Raw genomic sequence first — 14,743 nt, forward strand, 5'->3', positions numbered from 1 at the left:
TCCCATGGACATCCGTTCCCTCGGCTACCTCCGCATCGAGACGACCACGCTCGCCGACTGGCGCGCCTACACCCTCGACATCCTCGGCATGGCCGAGGCCCAGGACTCCACCGACACCGTCCTGCACACCCGCATCGACGACCGGATCCGCCGCCTCACCTTCGTCGCGGGGACCACCGACCGGCTCCTCGCCGCCGGCTTCGAACTCCCGAACGCCCGCGCCCTCGACGAGGCGGCCGAGGAGCTCGAAGCCTCCGGCTTCCCCGTCAAGCACGCCGACCAGGCCACCCTCGCCGAACGCCGCGTCCAGGGCCTCATCCACGTCGACGACCCCGCCGGCAACCCCCTGGAGCTGTACTGGGGCCAGGCCCAGGACCACAGCCCGCTGCCCGCCCGCTACGGCAACCGCTTCGTCACCACCGCCCCGAACGGCCAGGACCTCGGCCTCGGCCATGTCGTCCTGCCCGCCCCGAACATGGACGAGACCGTCACCTTCTACGAGCACCTGCTCGGCTTCCAGCTCCGCGACCGGATGAAGCTCCCGCCCGTCGCCGTCCCCACCGGCGAACCCGGCCAGGACTTCTACTGGATGAACTTCCTCAGCCCCAACGCCCGCCACCACAGCCTCGGCCTCTACCCGGGCGCGCTGCCGCCCGGCATCGTCCACTTCATGGTCGAGACCGACACGCTCGACGCCGTCGGCTACTGCCTCGACCGGATGAACGCGGCGGGCATCCCCATCGCCTCCACCCTCGGCCGGCACTCCAACGACCGCATGGTCTCCTTCTACGCCCAGGCACCCGGCGGCTTCCAGGTCGAGTACGGCTGGGACGGCCTCCTCGTCGACCCGGCGACCTGGACCACGAAGGAGATCACCTCCGACAGTCTCTGGGGCCACCAGTGGAACGGCTGATGCGCGAGGTCCTCGGCCACTTCGCCAGCGGTATCACGGTCGTCGCCGCCCTCGACGGCGACGGCCGGCCCGCGGGCCTGGCCGTGCAGTCCTTCGCCTCGCTCTCCCTCGAACCGCCGCTGGTGCTGCTCTGCGTGGCGAAGACCTCCACCAGCTGGCCCGCCGTCCGGGCCGCCGGACACTTCGGCATCTCCATCCTCGCCGAGGACCAGCGAGCCGTCTGCGCCTCCCTCGGCCGCCGGGGCCCCGACAAGTTCGCGGGGGTCGACTGGACCGTGAGCGAGGACGGCGCCGTCCACATCGAGGGCGCGCTCGCCACCCTGCACTGCGCCGTCCACGCCGTCCACGAGGCCGGCGACCACCACGTGGTCACGGCCAGGGTCCTGGCCCTGCAGGCCCGCGAGGACGGCGCGCCGCTCCTCTACTACCGCAGCGACTACGCGACAGGGGTGTTCGGATGAGCTCCGACCAGGGAGACGCGCACGAGTACGAGTACGAGTACGACGTCGTGGTCGTCGGCTCCGGCGCCGCCGGATTCGCCGCCGCGATCACCGCCCGGCTGCGCGGCCTGACCGCCCTCGTCGTCGAGAAGACCGACCGCTACGGCGGCTCCACCGCCCTGTCCGGCGGCGCGATCTGGGTCCCCGGCAACCACCTCCTCGACGAGGCAGGCCTCGGGGACACGGACGAGAAGGCCCGCGCCTATCTCGACGCGACCGTCGGCGACCGCGTGCCCGCCGCCCGCAAGGACGCCTACCTCGCCCACGGGCCGCGCATGGTGCGGGAGTTCCACGACCGCACCCATGTCCGCTTCATGTACACGCCCGGCTACTCCGACTACTTCCCCGAAGCCCTCGGCGGCATGGCGCAGGGGCGGTCGGTCGAGCCGCGGATCGTCGACCTCAAGCGGCTCGGACCGCTCGCGGCGACCATGCGCCGGGCCGGCCTTCCGACGTACGGGCTGACCATGACCTCGTACGACTTCCGCTTCCTCAACATGGTCGCCCGCACCTGGGCCGGGCGCCGCGCCTCGGTCAGGGTCGGCGCGCGGGCCGTCCGCGCCCTGCTCACCGGACGGAGACTCCTCTCGCTCGGCGAGGCGCTCATCGCCCGGATGCGGCTCTCGCTGCACGAACTCGGCGGCGAGCTCTGGCTGAAAGCCCCGCTCGCCGGCCTCCTCGTCGAGGACGGCCGGGTGGCCGGGGTGGAGCTGGCCGACGGCCGGACCGTACGGGCCAGGGGAGGTGTCGTCCTCGCCTCCGGGGGCTTCTCGCACGACCAGGAGCTCCGGGAGAAGCACCTGCCGGCGCCCACCTCGACGGCCTGGACGCACGCCTCGGAGGGGCAGACCGGCGACACCCTGCGCCTCGGCGAGGAGCTGGGCGCGGCGACCGACCTGCTCGACAAGGTGTGGGGCGCCCCGTCCGTCTGCCCGCCCGGCGAGAAGCCGTTCTTCCTCGTCGCCGACCGGGGCATCCCCGGCATGGTGATCGTGAACGCGGCGGGGGAGCGGTACGCCAACGAGGCCGCGCCGTATCACCGGTTCGTCGACCGCATGTACGCCTGCGACCGACCGGAGGCGACGACCGTCCCGTCCTGGCTGATCCTCGACGCCCGCTCCAAGGCGCGCTACCTCTTCGCCGGCCTCTTCCCCGGCCAGCCGTTCCCCAAGCGGTGGGACGGCTTCGTGGAGCGCGCCGGGACGGTGGCGGAGCTGGCGGCCCTGATCGGCACCCCCGGCCTCGAAGCGACGATCGCCCGCTTCAACGGCTTCGCGGCGAAAGGGCGCGACGAGGACTTCGGGCGCGGCGACTCCGTCTACGACCGCTACTACGGCGACCCGACCCTCCCGAACCCGAACCTGGCGCCCCTGGACAAGGGCCCCTTCTACGCCGTCCCGGTCCACCCCGGCGACATCGGCACCAAGGGCGGCCTGGTCACCGACGGCGACGGGCGGGTGCTGCGCGAGGACGGCGGCGCCATCGCCGGCCTGTACGCGGCCGGGAACTGCTCGGCGGCCGTCATGGGGGAGACCTATCCGGGACCGGGCGCGACGATCGGCCCCGCGATGGCGTTCGCGTGGGCGGCGGTCAACGACATCGCGGCGCGGTCCACTCCAGGCGGGTCCTGACCCGGGGGTCCTCGACGTACTCGACGGAGGCGAGGGCGGTGTCCCGGGCGGCGCCGTCCGGGTCCCCGTCGGCGAGGATCGCCGCCAGCACCTCGACCGCGCGCGGATCCTGACGCATCGCCAGACCCCGCGCGGCCTCGGCCACCACGTCCTCGTCGTCGTCCGCGAGCCGCGCGACGAGCGCCTCCCGCAGCACCGGGGTGTCCTCGGGCACCTCCGCGAGCGCGAGCGTCGCCCAGTCCCGTACCCCGTGGTCGTGGTCCCGGCTCAGCGCGACCAGCGTCGCCACGGCCACCGGGTCCCCGGCGGGCACGGGACCGGTCAGCGCGCAGCCCAGCGCCCGCCGCACCTCGATGTCGGGATGGGCGGCGAGCGCCAGCATCTCGGGCAGCGCCGCCTCCTCCCCGTACTGGCCGAGCGCGACGACGACGGAGAGCGCGGGCTCGCGGGCGGCGCCGGGTGTCGTGGGCCCCTCGCCGAGCGCCGCCTTCGCCGCCTGAGCCGCCAGCCCGCGCAGGACCGGCAGACCCCGGGGAGTGAAGCTGTCGAGGGCGCCGAGGACGCGGGCGCCGAGGGCACGGCGCAGCGGGTCGGGGCTCGCGCACCAGGCGGACGCGGCCCGGAAGGACTCCTCGTCGTCGCGGGCGCCCAGCGTCCGTACCGCCTCCTTCCAGTCGTCCAGGTCCGGCTCGCCGCAGCGCAGCGCCCGCGCGGCCAACTCCTCGGGCGGGACCCGCACTCCGAGCGCGCGCTCCAGGAGCGTCGCGATCGCCGCGTGCCCGGTCTGCTGCTCGTTGCCGCGGCTCGGCGCGCCGTCCTCCCGGAGCACCTCTACCACGACGGTCACCCCGCCGTCCTCCCGCACCCGCCGCACGACGACCTCGGGCGCCCGACCGCTCTCCCCGCCCTCGGCCCCGGCCTCGCCCCCGACCTGCCCGGCGCCCGAGCCGTCCTCCGTGAGCAGGCCGCGCCGCAACTCCTCCGCGATGTCCACGCCGATCCAGCGCCGCGCCTCGCGCAGCGCGTCCTCGGCCGGGCCCGCGCCGAACTCCAGGAGCGCCCGCACGCTCGCCGTCGACCCGCGCCGCGCCGCCGCCACCAGCGGCGGCAGCCCGTCGGGCCCCGGCCGGCTCGGCGCGGCGCCGTGTTCGAGCAGGATCCGTACGGTCTCCGCATGCCCGAGTCGTACCGCCCAGTCCATGGCCGTGAACCCGTACGCCTCCGGCTGGTCCGCCACCGCCCCGGCGGCGAGCAGCGCCCGCACCACGTCCGCGTGCCCGCCGCAGGCCGCCCCGCACAGCGGCAGGTCCCCGGCCTCGGCGCCGCCGGCCCGCCCGGGATCCGCCCCCGCGGCCAGCAACAGCCGGACGGCACCCGGCTCGTTCGCGACGGCCGCCCGGTACAGCGCGGTCTCCCCGTCCTCGTCGGCCGTCTCCGGGGAGGCCCCGGCCCGCAGGGCGCGCACGACGGCGTCGGCCCCCTCGTGAATCGCCTCGAACAACGTGCTCATGCGCCGACCTTCACCCGCCGGCCCCGGACGGCGCAAATGGGTATCCGCCGCTACGCGTCGCACTCCAGAACCGTCCCGCACACCCCGCACCGGGCGCGGACCCGCCGCCCCACCGGGACCCGCAGCCGCTGCCGGCACACCGGGCACGGGAAGGAGACCCGGGCCGAGGCACCGCTCCCCTCGAAGGCGTACGGAGCGTCCGCCGCGGCCCGCCCGTAGCGGCGGTCCTTCGCGTACCGGTGGCGCGCCGCCCACCCGGCCGCCGCCAGCGGGGGCCGCCGGGCGTCCCGCGCGGCCTCCTGACGCCCCCGGGTCCACGCCTCGTACGCCCGCGGGCTGGTGAACCACGGCGAGGGGTCCTCCCCGAACACCTCGGCCCGTTTGGCCAGCACGTATCCGAACTCCTCCGGCGTCAGGTAGCCCAGCTTCTGGCGGGACATCCCGTCCTCGCGGAACGCGTCGAGCAGCAGCCAGCCCGCCCCCAGATAGGTGGTCACCACATCGGTGAGGATCTCGTTGTCCCGGGTGCCGGGGAAGCCGAGATCGAGGCGGTGCAGCAGCACGTGGGTGATCTCATGGGCGAGCGCCGCGCCCACATCGGCACGGTGGTCGCGGAAGCGATCGTTCAGCTCGACGAAGTACTCCGGACCCGCCGCCAGTTCGACGGTCGCCGCGTGCCGCATCTCCCGGAAGCTGACGATCATCCGCGCCTCGGGCAGCCGCAGGTGGTGCACCAGGGCGCCGGCCACCCGCTGTGCCCCGAGGTGGAGGTCCTCCTCGTCGGAGAAGGCCACCGCCGCCGCGGGCACGCTGGCCGCGTACTGGCGTACGCCGTCCGCCGAGAGTCGGCGGTACAGCGCGGTGATCGAGGCCCGGACCGTGGCGAGGTGCGGGAACCCGTGCACGACCGCGCCGGAAGCCCCGGCTCCCTCGACTCCGCTTCCGTCCGGCACGCCGCACCCCCTTCCCTCCACTGTACGAGGCCCCCGCGCAGCGCCCCGGCGCTGGCCGAAATCGTGCCCTTGTGGCCCCCGGTGAGCGGTGTCCATAATCCGGACCAAGCCTTGACGGGCACATGCCATCAAGGCCAACCCCCCACGAAAGGCAGACACTTGAAGAAGAACAGGTTCGTCCGCGCCCTGCAGAGAATCGCCGCGGCCGGCGCCGTCGTCCTCGCCGCCGTCAGCCTCCAGCCGTCCACCACGGCCTCCGCCGCGCCCGCCCCCGTCGTCGGCGGAACCCGCGCCGCGCAGGGCGAGTTCCCCTGGATGGTCCGGCTCTCCATGGGCTGTGGCGGCTCCATGCTGACCCCGCAGATCGTCCTCACCGCCGCCCACTGCGTCAGCGGCTCCGGCAACAACACCAGCATCACCGCCACCGTCGGAGTCGTGGACCTCCAGTCCAGCGCCGCCATCAAGGTCAGGTCCACCAAGGTCCTCCAGGCTCCCGGCTACAACGGGAGCGGCAAGGACTGGGCGCTGATCAAGCTCGCCTCGCCGATCACCTCGGTGCCCACCCTCAAGATCGCCGAGACCACCGCGTACAACAACGGCACGTTCACCGTCGCCGGCTGGGGCGCGGCCCGCGAGGGCGGCGGCCAGCAGCGCTACCTGCTCAAGGCCACCGTCCCGTTCGTCTCGGACACGGACTGCGCCAAGTCCTACGGCAGCGACCTCATCAAGGGCGAGGAGATCTGCGCCGGCTTCCCCCAGGGCGGCGTCGACACCTGCCAGGGTGACTCGGGCGGCCCGATGTTCCGCCGCGACAACGCCGGCGCCTGGATCCAGGTCGGCATCGTGAGCTGGGGCCAGGGCTGCGCCCGCCCGAACTACCCGGGCGTGTACACCGAGGTCTCCACCTTCGCCGCCCAGATCAAGTCCGCCGCGGCGACCCTGTAGTACGAGGAGCATGAACCGCGCGTGAGCGGGTACGGGGCAGAGCCGCCCCGTACCCGCTCACGCACATCCAGGCATCCGGACCCGTACCTGCTCCCGCCCACCCGCTGATCCGCTCACGCGAGCCGTACGGACTCCGACTCCTCCGCCCCGCCCTCCAGTTCGAGCACCCACACCTCGTTGGCACCCTCCCGGAGCACCGGGCCCGGTACGAACAGCGACTCCTGCGGGCCGACGTTCCAGTACCGGCCCAGGCAGAACCCGTTCACCCAGACGAAGCCCCGCACCCCGCCCGGCAGCGAGAGCGCCGCGTCACCCGGACCGGCCACGTCCACCACGGCCCGGAACAGCCCCGGAGCCCCGGCCCCTCCGTCGGCCACCGGCCGGAACGGGACCTTCGCCACGGCCGCCGCCTCGAAGGCGTCCAGACGCAGACCGCGGGCCCGCACCCCGTGCACGTACTGCCGCTCGTGCCGGACCCCGACCGTGATCCCCTTCGGCTCCGCCTGCCGCGGCCCGTAGTTGACCCGCCCCAGCGACTCCACCCACAGCTCCACCACCGCGGGCCCGGCCACCGGCTCCGGCAGCGCCTCCTCCTCCGCCGTCAGCACCCCCGCCCGCACCCCGTCCACGTACACCACCGCACGGTCCCGGAGCCCGGCCACGACCAGCGGATACGGCTGCCGCGGCCCGGGCACCTCCAGCCGGTAGCGCACCACGCCCCGGTCGACGCCCAACTCCTCGAAGGTCGGCGGCACCGGCGTCACCGACTCCTCGTCGCCGAGGACCGAGAGCACCTCCGCGAGCGGTGCCCACTGAGCCAGGTCCGCCGCCGCCGGCCCCGCGATCCGCCGCGGCGGCTCGGGAACCTCGGGCAACGGCCCCTCCGCGTACGCGGCAAGGACCTCGCGGAACCGCCAGAACTTCTCCGTCGGCAGCCCCGCCTCGTCGATCGGCGCGTCGTAGTCGTACGACGTGACCGTCGGTTCCAGCTCGCCCGCGTGCATCTCGCCGGCCCGGTTCGCCCCCGCCCAGCCCGCGAAGTTCGTCCCCCCGTGCGCCATGTACACGTTCACCGACGCCCCGCACTCCAGGATCTCCCGCAGCGCCTCCGCCGCGTCACCCGCGTCCCGTACGGCATGGTCCTTGCCCCAGTGGTCGAACCAGCCGCACCAGAACTCCATGCACATCAGCGGCCCGGACGGCTGGTGCCGCCGCAGCACCTCGAACGCCTTGCGCGCCCCCGAGCCGAAGTTCGCCGTCGCCAGCACCCCCGGCACCGACCCGCCCGTCAGCATGTGGTCCTCAGGGCCGTCCGAGGTGAACAGCGGCACCTCCACCCCGCAGTCGAGCAGCAGCTCCGCGACCCACCGCAGATACCGCTGGTCGGAGCCGTAACTCCCGTACTCGTTCTCCACCTGAACCATGATCACCGGCCCGCCGCGACCGATCTGCCGCTCCACGACCTGCGGCAGCAGCGCCCGGAACCAGCGCTCCACATGGCCCAGGTACTCCGCGTCGGCCGACCGCACCCGCCGCCCCAGGCGGCCTGTCAGCCAGTGCGGCAGCCCGCCGTTCTCCCACTCGGCGCAGATATAAGGACCCGGCCGCACGATCGCCCGCATCCCGGCCGCCGCCACCGCGTCGAGGAACCGCCCCAGTGCCGCCACGTCCCCGTACCGGCCGGGCTCCGGCTCGTACAGATTCCACGGCACGTACGTCTCCACACAGGTGAGACCCATCGCGCGGAGCATCTCCAGCCGATGTCCCCACTGCTCCTCGTGCACCCGGAAGTAGTGCAGCGCCCCCGACAGCAGCCGCACCGGCCTGCCGTCCAGCAGAAAGTCCTCGTCACCCACAGCGAACGTGCTCATGCGCTCACCTTCGCCCTCTGGCGGCGGGCCGGTCCATGGACAAAGATCGTCGCTGTTTGGACGGAAGAACGTTCCCGGAGCGCGGCACGGAACGCGGCGCCGGAGCGCGGCACGGAACAGGGCGCCGGAACACGGCACGGAACACGGCGCCGGAACACGGCACGGAACACGGCGCCGGAACGCGGCGGAGAAAGGCAGGCGACGGCCGATGTACCACACCTGGATGCGCTACTTCACGCCCAGCCCGGTCCACCACCGCCTCGGCCTCGTCTGCCTCGGCGTCGGACTCCAGCACGGCGCCCTGCCCACCGTCGGCCCCCGCACCCTCGACCACCACGTCGCCGTCGTCGTCAGCGCCGGCAACGGCTGGTACCGGGGCCCCGACGGGCGCCGCACCGCCATCACCGCCCCCGCCCTGATCTGGCTCACCCCCGGCACCCCCCACCACTACTCCGCCGACCCCGAGACCGGCTGGGACGAGGCCTTCGTCGACTTCACCGGACCCGCCACCACCACGTACACCGAACTCGGCTACATCGAACCCGACCGGCCCGTCGTCCCCCTCGCCGACGCCGCCGCACCCCGCGCCGCCATCGGCCGCATCGCCCGCGCCGCCCGCCGCGGCAACCCCCTCCTCGAGGTCGAGACCGGCGCCGCCGTCCACGAACTCCTCGTCGCCCTGCGCCGCGCCCGCGCCGACACCAACGCCGACGGCGACCCCGTCCTCACCGCCCTCGCCCGCGACGCCTTCCAGCCGCTGTCCGTCGCCGAACACGCCGCCCGGCACGGCATGACCCAGGCCGAACTCCGCACCGCCGTCCGCCGCGCCGCCGGCTGCAGCCCCAAGGACTACCTGCTCACCATCCGGCTGGGCCGCGCCAAGGAACTCCTCGCCGCCACCGAACTGCCCGTCGCCGCCGTCGCCCGCCGCATCGGCTACGACGACGCCGCCTACTTCTCCCGGCTCTTCACCCGCAGGGTCGGCACCGCCCCCGTCCGCTTCCGCGAACAGCAGGGCAGGGCGGTCCCCGGCGGCTGGAGCGACCGCATCCCGGATCCCGAACACCCCCCGACGATCGCCGGCCGATCCGTCTAAGCTCGCTGCTCATGAGTGAGATCGACGAGTCCGTGACGGCGGAACTGACCCGGCTGCGCGAAAGCATCGACAACATCGACGCGGCGGTCGTCCACATGCTCGCCGAACGCTTCAAGTGCACCCAGCAGGTCGGCGTCCTCAAGGCCCGCCACCAGCTCCCGCCCGCCGACCCCGCGCGCGAGGCCCGCCAGATCGCCCGGCTGCGCGAACTGGCCGAGAGCGCGAAGCTGGACCCGGCGTTCGCCGAGAAGCTCCTGAACTTCATCATCGCCGAGGTCATCCGCCACCACGAGACCATCGCGGACGGAGCCCAGGGCTGACCACGGCACCGGGCACGAAGACGAACCCCTGCGGCCCCGTCGCCGCGACGAACGGAGCAGTCGGATGAACCGCGTCACGGTCTTCACCCTCGGCGGCACCATCTCCGCCCGCGGCGGCGACGCAAGCCGCATGACCGGCACGGAAGTCCTCGCCGCCCTGGGCATCCCCACCAGCACCGCCGGCCCGGACGCACCACCTCCCACCCCGACCGGAACCACCGAGGCCCCCGGGGCCCCTGGCGGGACGACCCGGGATCCCGGTGCGATGCCCCCGGCCTCCGCCCCCGGTGCGGCCGCCACCCCCGCCCCCGGCGCGCCCACCGGCACCGCCGGGCCGGGCGCCGCTCCCGGCACGGCCCCCGCCCCCGTCCCCGACGTCGAGCTGCGCGACTTCCGGCGCCTCCCCAGCTCTTCGCTCACCCTCGAGGACCTCGCGGCCCTCGCCCACGAGGTGCGCGACACCCTCGCCGCAGGGTCCGGCGTGGTCGTGGTCCAGGGCACCGACACCCTGGAGGAGACCGCCTTCCTCCTCGACCTGCTCTGCGACACCCCCCAGGCCGTCGCCGTCACCGGCGCCATGCGCCGCCCCGACCTGCCCGGCGCCGACGGCCCCGCCAACCTCGCCGCCGCGATCGCCGTCGCCGCCGACCCCGGCTGCGCGGGCCTCGGCGTCCTCGTCGTCCTCGCCGACGAGATCCACGCCGCCCGCCACGTCCGCAAGACCCACACCACGTCCGTCACCACCTTCGCCTCCCCGGGCGCCGGCCCCCTGGGCAGCGTCGTCGAGGGCGAGCCCCGCATCCTGCTCCGCCCCGCCGGCACCAGCGCCATCCACCCCCTCCGCCTCGACCCGGCGGTCCGCGTAGCCCTGGTCACCCTCTCCCTCGGCGACCGTGGCGAACTCCTCGACGGCCTCGACACCCGCTTCGACGGCCTCGTCCTCGCCGCGTTCGGCGCCGGCCACGTCCCGACCTGGCTCGTCGACCCCCTGGAACGCCTGGCCACCCACATCCCCGTCGTCCTCGCCTCCCGCACCGGCGCCGGCGCCACCCTCACGCACACCTACCGGGGCCCCGGCTCCGAGTACGACCTCCTGCACCGCGGCCTCATCCCCGCAGGACCCCTCGACCCCGCCAAGGCCCGCCTCCTGCTGCACGCCCTGCTCTCCACCGGCGCCAAGAGCGGCACGGGCTACGACCGCCCCGGCATCACCGCCGCCTTCGCCCACCTCACCGGCGCAGGCCTGGCCTGAACCGCGACCCCACACCACCGCCACGACGCGGCGCTGAGCTGTCAGCGGAACTCCCGTGCCCCGCCGCCACCCCATCGGGCAGCATGGCCCCATGCCCGTACTGACGCGCGAGGAAGCGCAGACCCGTGCCCATCTCCTCGACATCCAGCGCTACACGGTCGACCTCGACCTCACCACAGGCGACGAGACCTTCGCATCCACGACCGTCATCCGGTTCACCGCCCGCACCGCCGGGGACACCTTCGTCGAGCTGAAACCGGTCACGCTCCACTCCCTGCACCTCGACGGCGAACCCCTCGACCCCGCCTCCCTCGACGACAACCGGGTCCCCCTCACCCTCACCGAGGGCGAGCACGAACTCCGCGCCGTCACCACCATGCGCTACAGCCGCACCGGTGAAGGCATGCACCGCTTCACCGACCCCACCGACGGCGAGTCGTACGTCTACACCCAGCTCTTCATGGAAGACGTCCAGCGCGTCTTCGCCGCCTTCGACCAGCCCGACCTCAAGGCCGTCTTCGAGCTGACCGTCAAGGCCCCCGACGGCTGGACCGTCCTCGCCAACGGCATCACCGAGCAGCTCCCCGACGGCCGCTGGCAGGCCGCCCCCACCCCCCTCCTCTCCACCTACTTCGTCTGCGTCGCCGCAGGCCCCTGGCACTCCGTCCGCACCGAACACGCCGGACTGCCCTTCGCCATCCACTGCCGCCGCTCCCTCGCCCCCCACCTCGACGCCGACGCCGACGAGATCCTCGACATCACCAAGGCCTGCTTCGACCGCTTCCACGAGAAGTTCGAGGAGCCGTACCCCTTCGACTCGTACGACCAGGCCTTCGTCCCCGAGTTCAACGCCGGCGCCATGGAGAACCCCGGACTCGTCACCTTCCGCGACGAGTTCGTCTACCGCTCCGCCGTCACCGTCACCGAACGCCAGACCCGCGCCATGGTCATCGCCCACGAGATGGCCCACATGTGGTTCGGCGACCTCGTCACCCTGCGCTGGTGGGACGACATCTGGCTCAACGAGTCCTTCGCCGAGTACATGGGCTACCAGACCATCAACGAAGCCTGCGCCGACCGCTTCCCCGACACCTGGATCGACTTCGGCATCGAGCGCAAGGCCTGGGGCTACGACGCCGACCAGCGCCCCTCCACCCACCCCGTCGCCCCGGACCCGGACGCCGTCCCCGACACGGCCTCCGCCCTCCTCAACTTCGACGGGATCTCCTACGCCAAGGGCGCCTCCGCCCTGCGTCAACTCGTCGCCTGGATGGGGGAGAAGGACTTCCTCGCCGGCATCAACACCCACTTCAGGCGGCACCGCTTCGGCAACGCCACCCTCGCCGACTTCATCGACAACCTCGCCTCCGCCACCGACCGCGACGTCCACGCCTGGGCCGACCAGTGGCTCCGCACCACCGGCGTCGACACCCTCACCCCCGAACTCGGCGGCGACGAGACCCGGACCACCCTCACCGTCCACCACCACGGCAGCCGCCCCCACCGCATCGCCGTCGGCGTCTACGACCGCGACCTCGTCGACGGCCGCCGCCTCGTCCGGCGCGAACGCGTCGAGATCGACGTCCCGCAGGCCGAGCCCCTCGACCTCCCCGGACCCCGCCCCGCCCTCGTCGTCCTCAACGACGGCGACCTCACCTACGCCAAGGTCCGCCTCGACGACGACTCCCTGGAGACCGCCCTGCGCGGCCTCTCCGGCATCCCCGACGCCCTCACCCGCGCACTCGTCTGGAACACCCTGCGCGACATGGTCCGCGACGGCGAACTGGACCCCCAGGACTACCTGACCACCGCCGAGGCCCACCTCCCCGAGGAGACCGACCTCGCCGTCGTCCAGGGCGTCCTCGCCTTCGCCCGCACCCAGATCGCCGACCGGTACCTCCCGGCCGACGACCGCCCCGCCGCGCTCACCCTCCTCACCGGCCTCGCCCGCGACCTCATCCGCCGCACCGAGGACGGCGACAACCCCGGACTGCGCCTCACCGCCGTCCGTACGTACATCAGCAGCGCCACCCAGCCCGACACCATCGCCGGCTGGCTCGCCGACGGAACCGTCCCCGGCGGCCCCGAGATCGACCCCGAACTCCGGTGGCGCATCCTCGCCCGCCTCGCCGTCCTCGGCGCCCTCGACGAAGCCGCCATCGACAGCGAACTCGCCCGCGACCCCAGCGCCACCGGCCAGGAAGGCGCCGCCCGCTGCCGCGCCGCCCTCCCCACCCCCGAGGCCAAGGCCGCCGCCTGGTCCCGTCTCTTCGACACCGACGACCTCTCCAACTACCTCTTCACCGCCACCGCCCAAGGCTTCTGGCAGCCCGAACAGGCCGAACTCGTACGGGAGTACATCCCCCGCTACTACCCGGCCGCCACCGCGCTGGCCACCCGCCGGGGCGCCGCCATGGCCGAAGCCGCGGGCCGCCACGCCTTCCCCGCCCACGCCATCGACCAGGAATCCCTCACCTTCGGCGAGAACCACCTCACCGACCCCGCCCTCACCCCCGCCCTCCACCGCAAGCTCGTCGACCAACTGGCCGACCTGCGCCGAGCCCTGAAGGTCCGCGAGGCCTGACCCGACCCACTCGCGAACACACCGCACGGCGGTTCAACCCCTCGACGGGCCTCCGGCACCCGAGAGGTTGAACCGCCAACAGGACCCGCCGACGACATGGACGCATAGTGGGACAGGGGGAGCGCCTTCCACGGCGGCGGTCCGCCCCGGGGGCCTTCCCCTGCTGGCACCTTGCTCCCACCCACCCTGCCGCAGGCGTCTGCGAGGCCCCTCCCATGCCGTACCTGAGGATCAAAGGCGAATTCCGGATCGTAGGAACACGCCCGGACGGCGACACGGTCCGCTTCTACCCGGACGACCCGGCCGTCTGGAGCACCGTCCCCGGCCCCCACCCCATCGTGATCCGCGGCCCCGGTGGGGCGAACCTGCGCCTGGAGGGCATCGACGCCCTCGAAACACACTTCAAGCCGCCCTTCGTCAGCGGCCCCGAACTGCACCAGCCCAAGGTGCCCGCCGAAGCGGCAGCCGCCGAGCTGCTCCGCCTCCTCGGCTTCGACCCCGTCCAGCGCACCTCCAACGGGACGGTGAAGGCCCCCACCACCCCGGCCGCGGTCCGCGGCTACGTCCTCACCCGGGGCGCGGACAAGCCCGGCCGCTGCATCGCGTTCACCGGCCCGGGCGACGGTCCCGAGGCGGACGCGAACGACCAGGTGTTCCTCACCCCCGAGACGATGCGCGACACGGTCAACCACAAGCTGCTCGCCAAGGGATTCGTCTACCCGATCTTCTACCGCACGCTCTTCCCCGACCTGCGCGCCGACCTCGCCGCGACCGCCCGCACGGCGCGCGACGACGACGAGGGCCTGTGGCCCCTGGACAAGACCCACAGCGACACGGTGGTGACCGCCCCGCCCACGGTCGACGAGGACGTCATCTACCCCAAGTTCTTCCGCCGGCTCGGCGAGTACGTCCTCGAGAACGACGGGAACCCGGCACTGGACGGCTTCCTCGACTACCTCCGCCGGAAGGCCGACAAGTTCACCCTGCTCTCCACCGGCCACTTCAGCACCGGCCTCGACCTGATCATCGAGGTCAACGACGGCAAGGTCCGCTGGACCCACCCGATCGAGGACATCGTCTACGACGAGTAGACACCGAATCGCCGCACGGCAGGTCGCTCTCCGCGTCCCCCGTTCGGGTGCCACCGCCCCACTCCCCGGACAAACCC

Annotated in this window: 12 protein-coding genes; 9 read left to right on the forward strand and 3 right to left on the reverse strand. The window is 73.5% G+C overall.

Features of this window, described 5'->3' with window-relative positions:
* Positions 1 to 4 precede the first annotated feature (4 nt).
* The 3 genes from ACF09C_RS14450 to ACF09C_RS14460 are packed head-to-tail and all read left to right on the forward strand — an operon-like array spanning position 5 to position 3,044.
* Positions 5 to 913: a VOC family protein gene (locus ACF09C_RS14450; RefSeq protein ID WP_392091795.1), complete on the forward strand. Its 909-nt coding sequence runs from the start codon at positions 5 to 7 to the stop codon at positions 911 to 913.
* On the forward strand, positions 913 to 1,374 hold the full coding sequence (locus ACF09C_RS14455; RefSeq protein WP_392091796.1) for a flavin reductase family protein: 462 nt from the start codon (positions 913 to 915) through the stop codon (positions 1,372 to 1,374). Before ACF09C_RS14450 ends, ACF09C_RS14455 begins: the two co-directional genes overlap by 1 nt.
* Positions 1,371 to 3,044: an FAD-dependent oxidoreductase gene (locus ACF09C_RS14460; protein WP_392091797.1), complete on the forward strand. Its 1,674-nt coding sequence runs from the start codon at positions 1,371 to 1,373 to the stop codon at positions 3,042 to 3,044. The genes ACF09C_RS14455 and ACF09C_RS14460 overlap by 4 nt, the downstream gene beginning before the upstream one ends.
* On the opposite strand, the gene ACF09C_RS14465 is transcribed toward ACF09C_RS14460, so the two are convergent.
* Positions 3,004 to 4,554 (reverse strand): ankyrin repeat domain-containing protein, encoded by a 1,551-nt coding sequence (locus tag ACF09C_RS14465; protein WP_392091798.1) that lies wholly within the window; start codon positions 4,552 to 4,554, stop codon positions 3,004 to 3,006. The two genes, ACF09C_RS14460 and ACF09C_RS14465, sit on opposite strands and share 41 nt — an antisense overlap.
* Positions 4,555 to 4,604: 50 nt before the next feature.
* Complete coding sequence (locus tag ACF09C_RS14470; protein WP_392091799.1) at positions 4,605 to 5,507, reverse strand: hypothetical protein; 903 nt, start codon at positions 5,505 to 5,507, stop codon at positions 4,605 to 4,607.
* Between the two features lie 159 nt (positions 5,508 to 5,666).
* Between ACF09C_RS14470 and ACF09C_RS14475 the strand changes: the two genes are divergently transcribed.
* On the forward strand, positions 5,667 to 6,452 hold the full coding sequence (locus ACF09C_RS14475) for a S1 family peptidase (protein ID WP_392091800.1): 786 nt from the start codon (positions 5,667 to 5,669) through the stop codon (positions 6,450 to 6,452).
* Between the two features lie 113 nt (positions 6,453 to 6,565).
* Here the strand turns inward: ACF09C_RS14475 and ACF09C_RS14480 are convergent, their stop codons facing one another.
* Positions 6,566 to 8,323 (reverse strand): beta-galactosidase family protein, encoded by a 1,758-nt coding sequence (locus tag ACF09C_RS14480; protein WP_392091801.1) that lies wholly within the window; start codon positions 8,321 to 8,323, stop codon positions 6,566 to 6,568.
* Positions 8,324 to 8,531: 208 nt separating this feature from the next.
* Here ACF09C_RS14480 and ACF09C_RS14485 point away from each other — a divergent pair, with 208 nt between their 5' ends.
* The 5 genes from ACF09C_RS14485 (at position 8,532) to ACF09C_RS14505 (ending at position 14,666) form a co-directional block, all read left to right on the forward strand.
* Positions 8,532 to 9,419: an AraC family transcriptional regulator gene (locus ACF09C_RS14485; protein WP_392091802.1), complete on the forward strand. Its 888-nt coding sequence runs from the start codon at positions 8,532 to 8,534 to the stop codon at positions 9,417 to 9,419.
* Positions 9,420 to 9,430: 11 nt separating this feature from the next.
* Entirely contained in the window at positions 9,431 to 9,739 is a 309-nt protein-coding gene (locus ACF09C_RS14490) for a chorismate mutase (protein WP_362428486.1), read from the forward strand.
* Between the two features lie 64 nt (positions 9,740 to 9,803).
* Positions 9,804 to 10,991 carry an asparaginase gene (locus ACF09C_RS14495; protein WP_392091803.1) on the forward strand — a complete coding sequence of 396 codons (1,188 nt, stop codon included), beginning with the start codon at positions 9,804 to 9,806 and terminating at the stop codon, positions 10,989 to 10,991.
* A gap of 91 nt (positions 10,992 to 11,082) precedes the next feature.
* Positions 11,083 to 13,575, forward strand: coding sequence for an aminopeptidase N (gene pepN, locus ACF09C_RS14500; protein WP_392091804.1), 2,493 nt, complete (start codon positions 11,083 to 11,085; stop codon positions 13,573 to 13,575).
* 215 nt (positions 13,576 to 13,790) lie between these two features.
* Positions 13,791 to 14,666 carry a nuclease gene (locus ACF09C_RS14505; RefSeq protein WP_392091805.1) on the forward strand — a complete coding sequence of 292 codons (876 nt, stop codon included), beginning with the start codon at positions 13,791 to 13,793 and terminating at the stop codon, positions 14,664 to 14,666.
* The last annotated feature ends 77 nt before the right edge of the window (positions 14,667 to 14,743 follow it).

Source organism: Streptomyces sp. NPDC014870 (assembly GCF_043081505.1).
Taxonomy (GTDB): Bacteria; Actinomycetota; Actinomycetes; order Streptomycetales; family Streptomycetaceae; genus Streptomyces.

What these genes read in the sequence shown, in the direction of transcription:
- ACF09C_RS14450 (WP_392091795.1), top strand. Translation starts at nt 5, where the DNA reads ATGGACATCCGTTCCCTCGGCTACCTCCGCATCGAGACGACCACGCTC.
- ACF09C_RS14455 (WP_392091796.1), top strand. Translation starts at nt 913, where the DNA reads ATGCGCGAGGTCCTCGGCCACTTCGCCAGCGGTATCACGGTCGTCGCC.
- ACF09C_RS14460 (WP_392091797.1), top strand. Translation starts at nt 1,371, where the DNA reads ATGAGCTCCGACCAGGGAGACGCGCACGAGTACGAGTACGAGTACGAC.
- ACF09C_RS14465 (WP_392091798.1), bottom strand. Translation starts at nt 4,554, where the DNA reads ATGAGCACGTTGTTCGAGGCGATTCACGAGGGGGCCGACGCCGTCGTG.
- ACF09C_RS14480 (WP_392091801.1), bottom strand. Translation starts at nt 8,323, where the DNA reads ATGAGCACGTTCGCTGTGGGTGACGAGGACTTTCTGCTGGACGGCAGG.
- ACF09C_RS14485 (WP_392091802.1), top strand. Translation starts at nt 8,532, where the DNA reads ATGTACCACACCTGGATGCGCTACTTCACGCCCAGCCCGGTCCACCAC.
- ACF09C_RS14490 (WP_362428486.1), top strand. Translation starts at nt 9,431, where the DNA reads ATGAGTGAGATCGACGAGTCCGTGACGGCGGAACTGACCCGGCTGCGC.
- ACF09C_RS14495 (WP_392091803.1), top strand. Translation starts at nt 9,804, where the DNA reads ATGAACCGCGTCACGGTCTTCACCCTCGGCGGCACCATCTCCGCCCGC.
- pepN (WP_392091804.1), top strand. Translation starts at nt 11,083, where the DNA reads ATGCCCGTACTGACGCGCGAGGAAGCGCAGACCCGTGCCCATCTCCTC.
- ACF09C_RS14505 (WP_392091805.1), top strand. Translation starts at nt 13,791, where the DNA reads ATGCCGTACCTGAGGATCAAAGGCGAATTCCGGATCGTAGGAACACGC.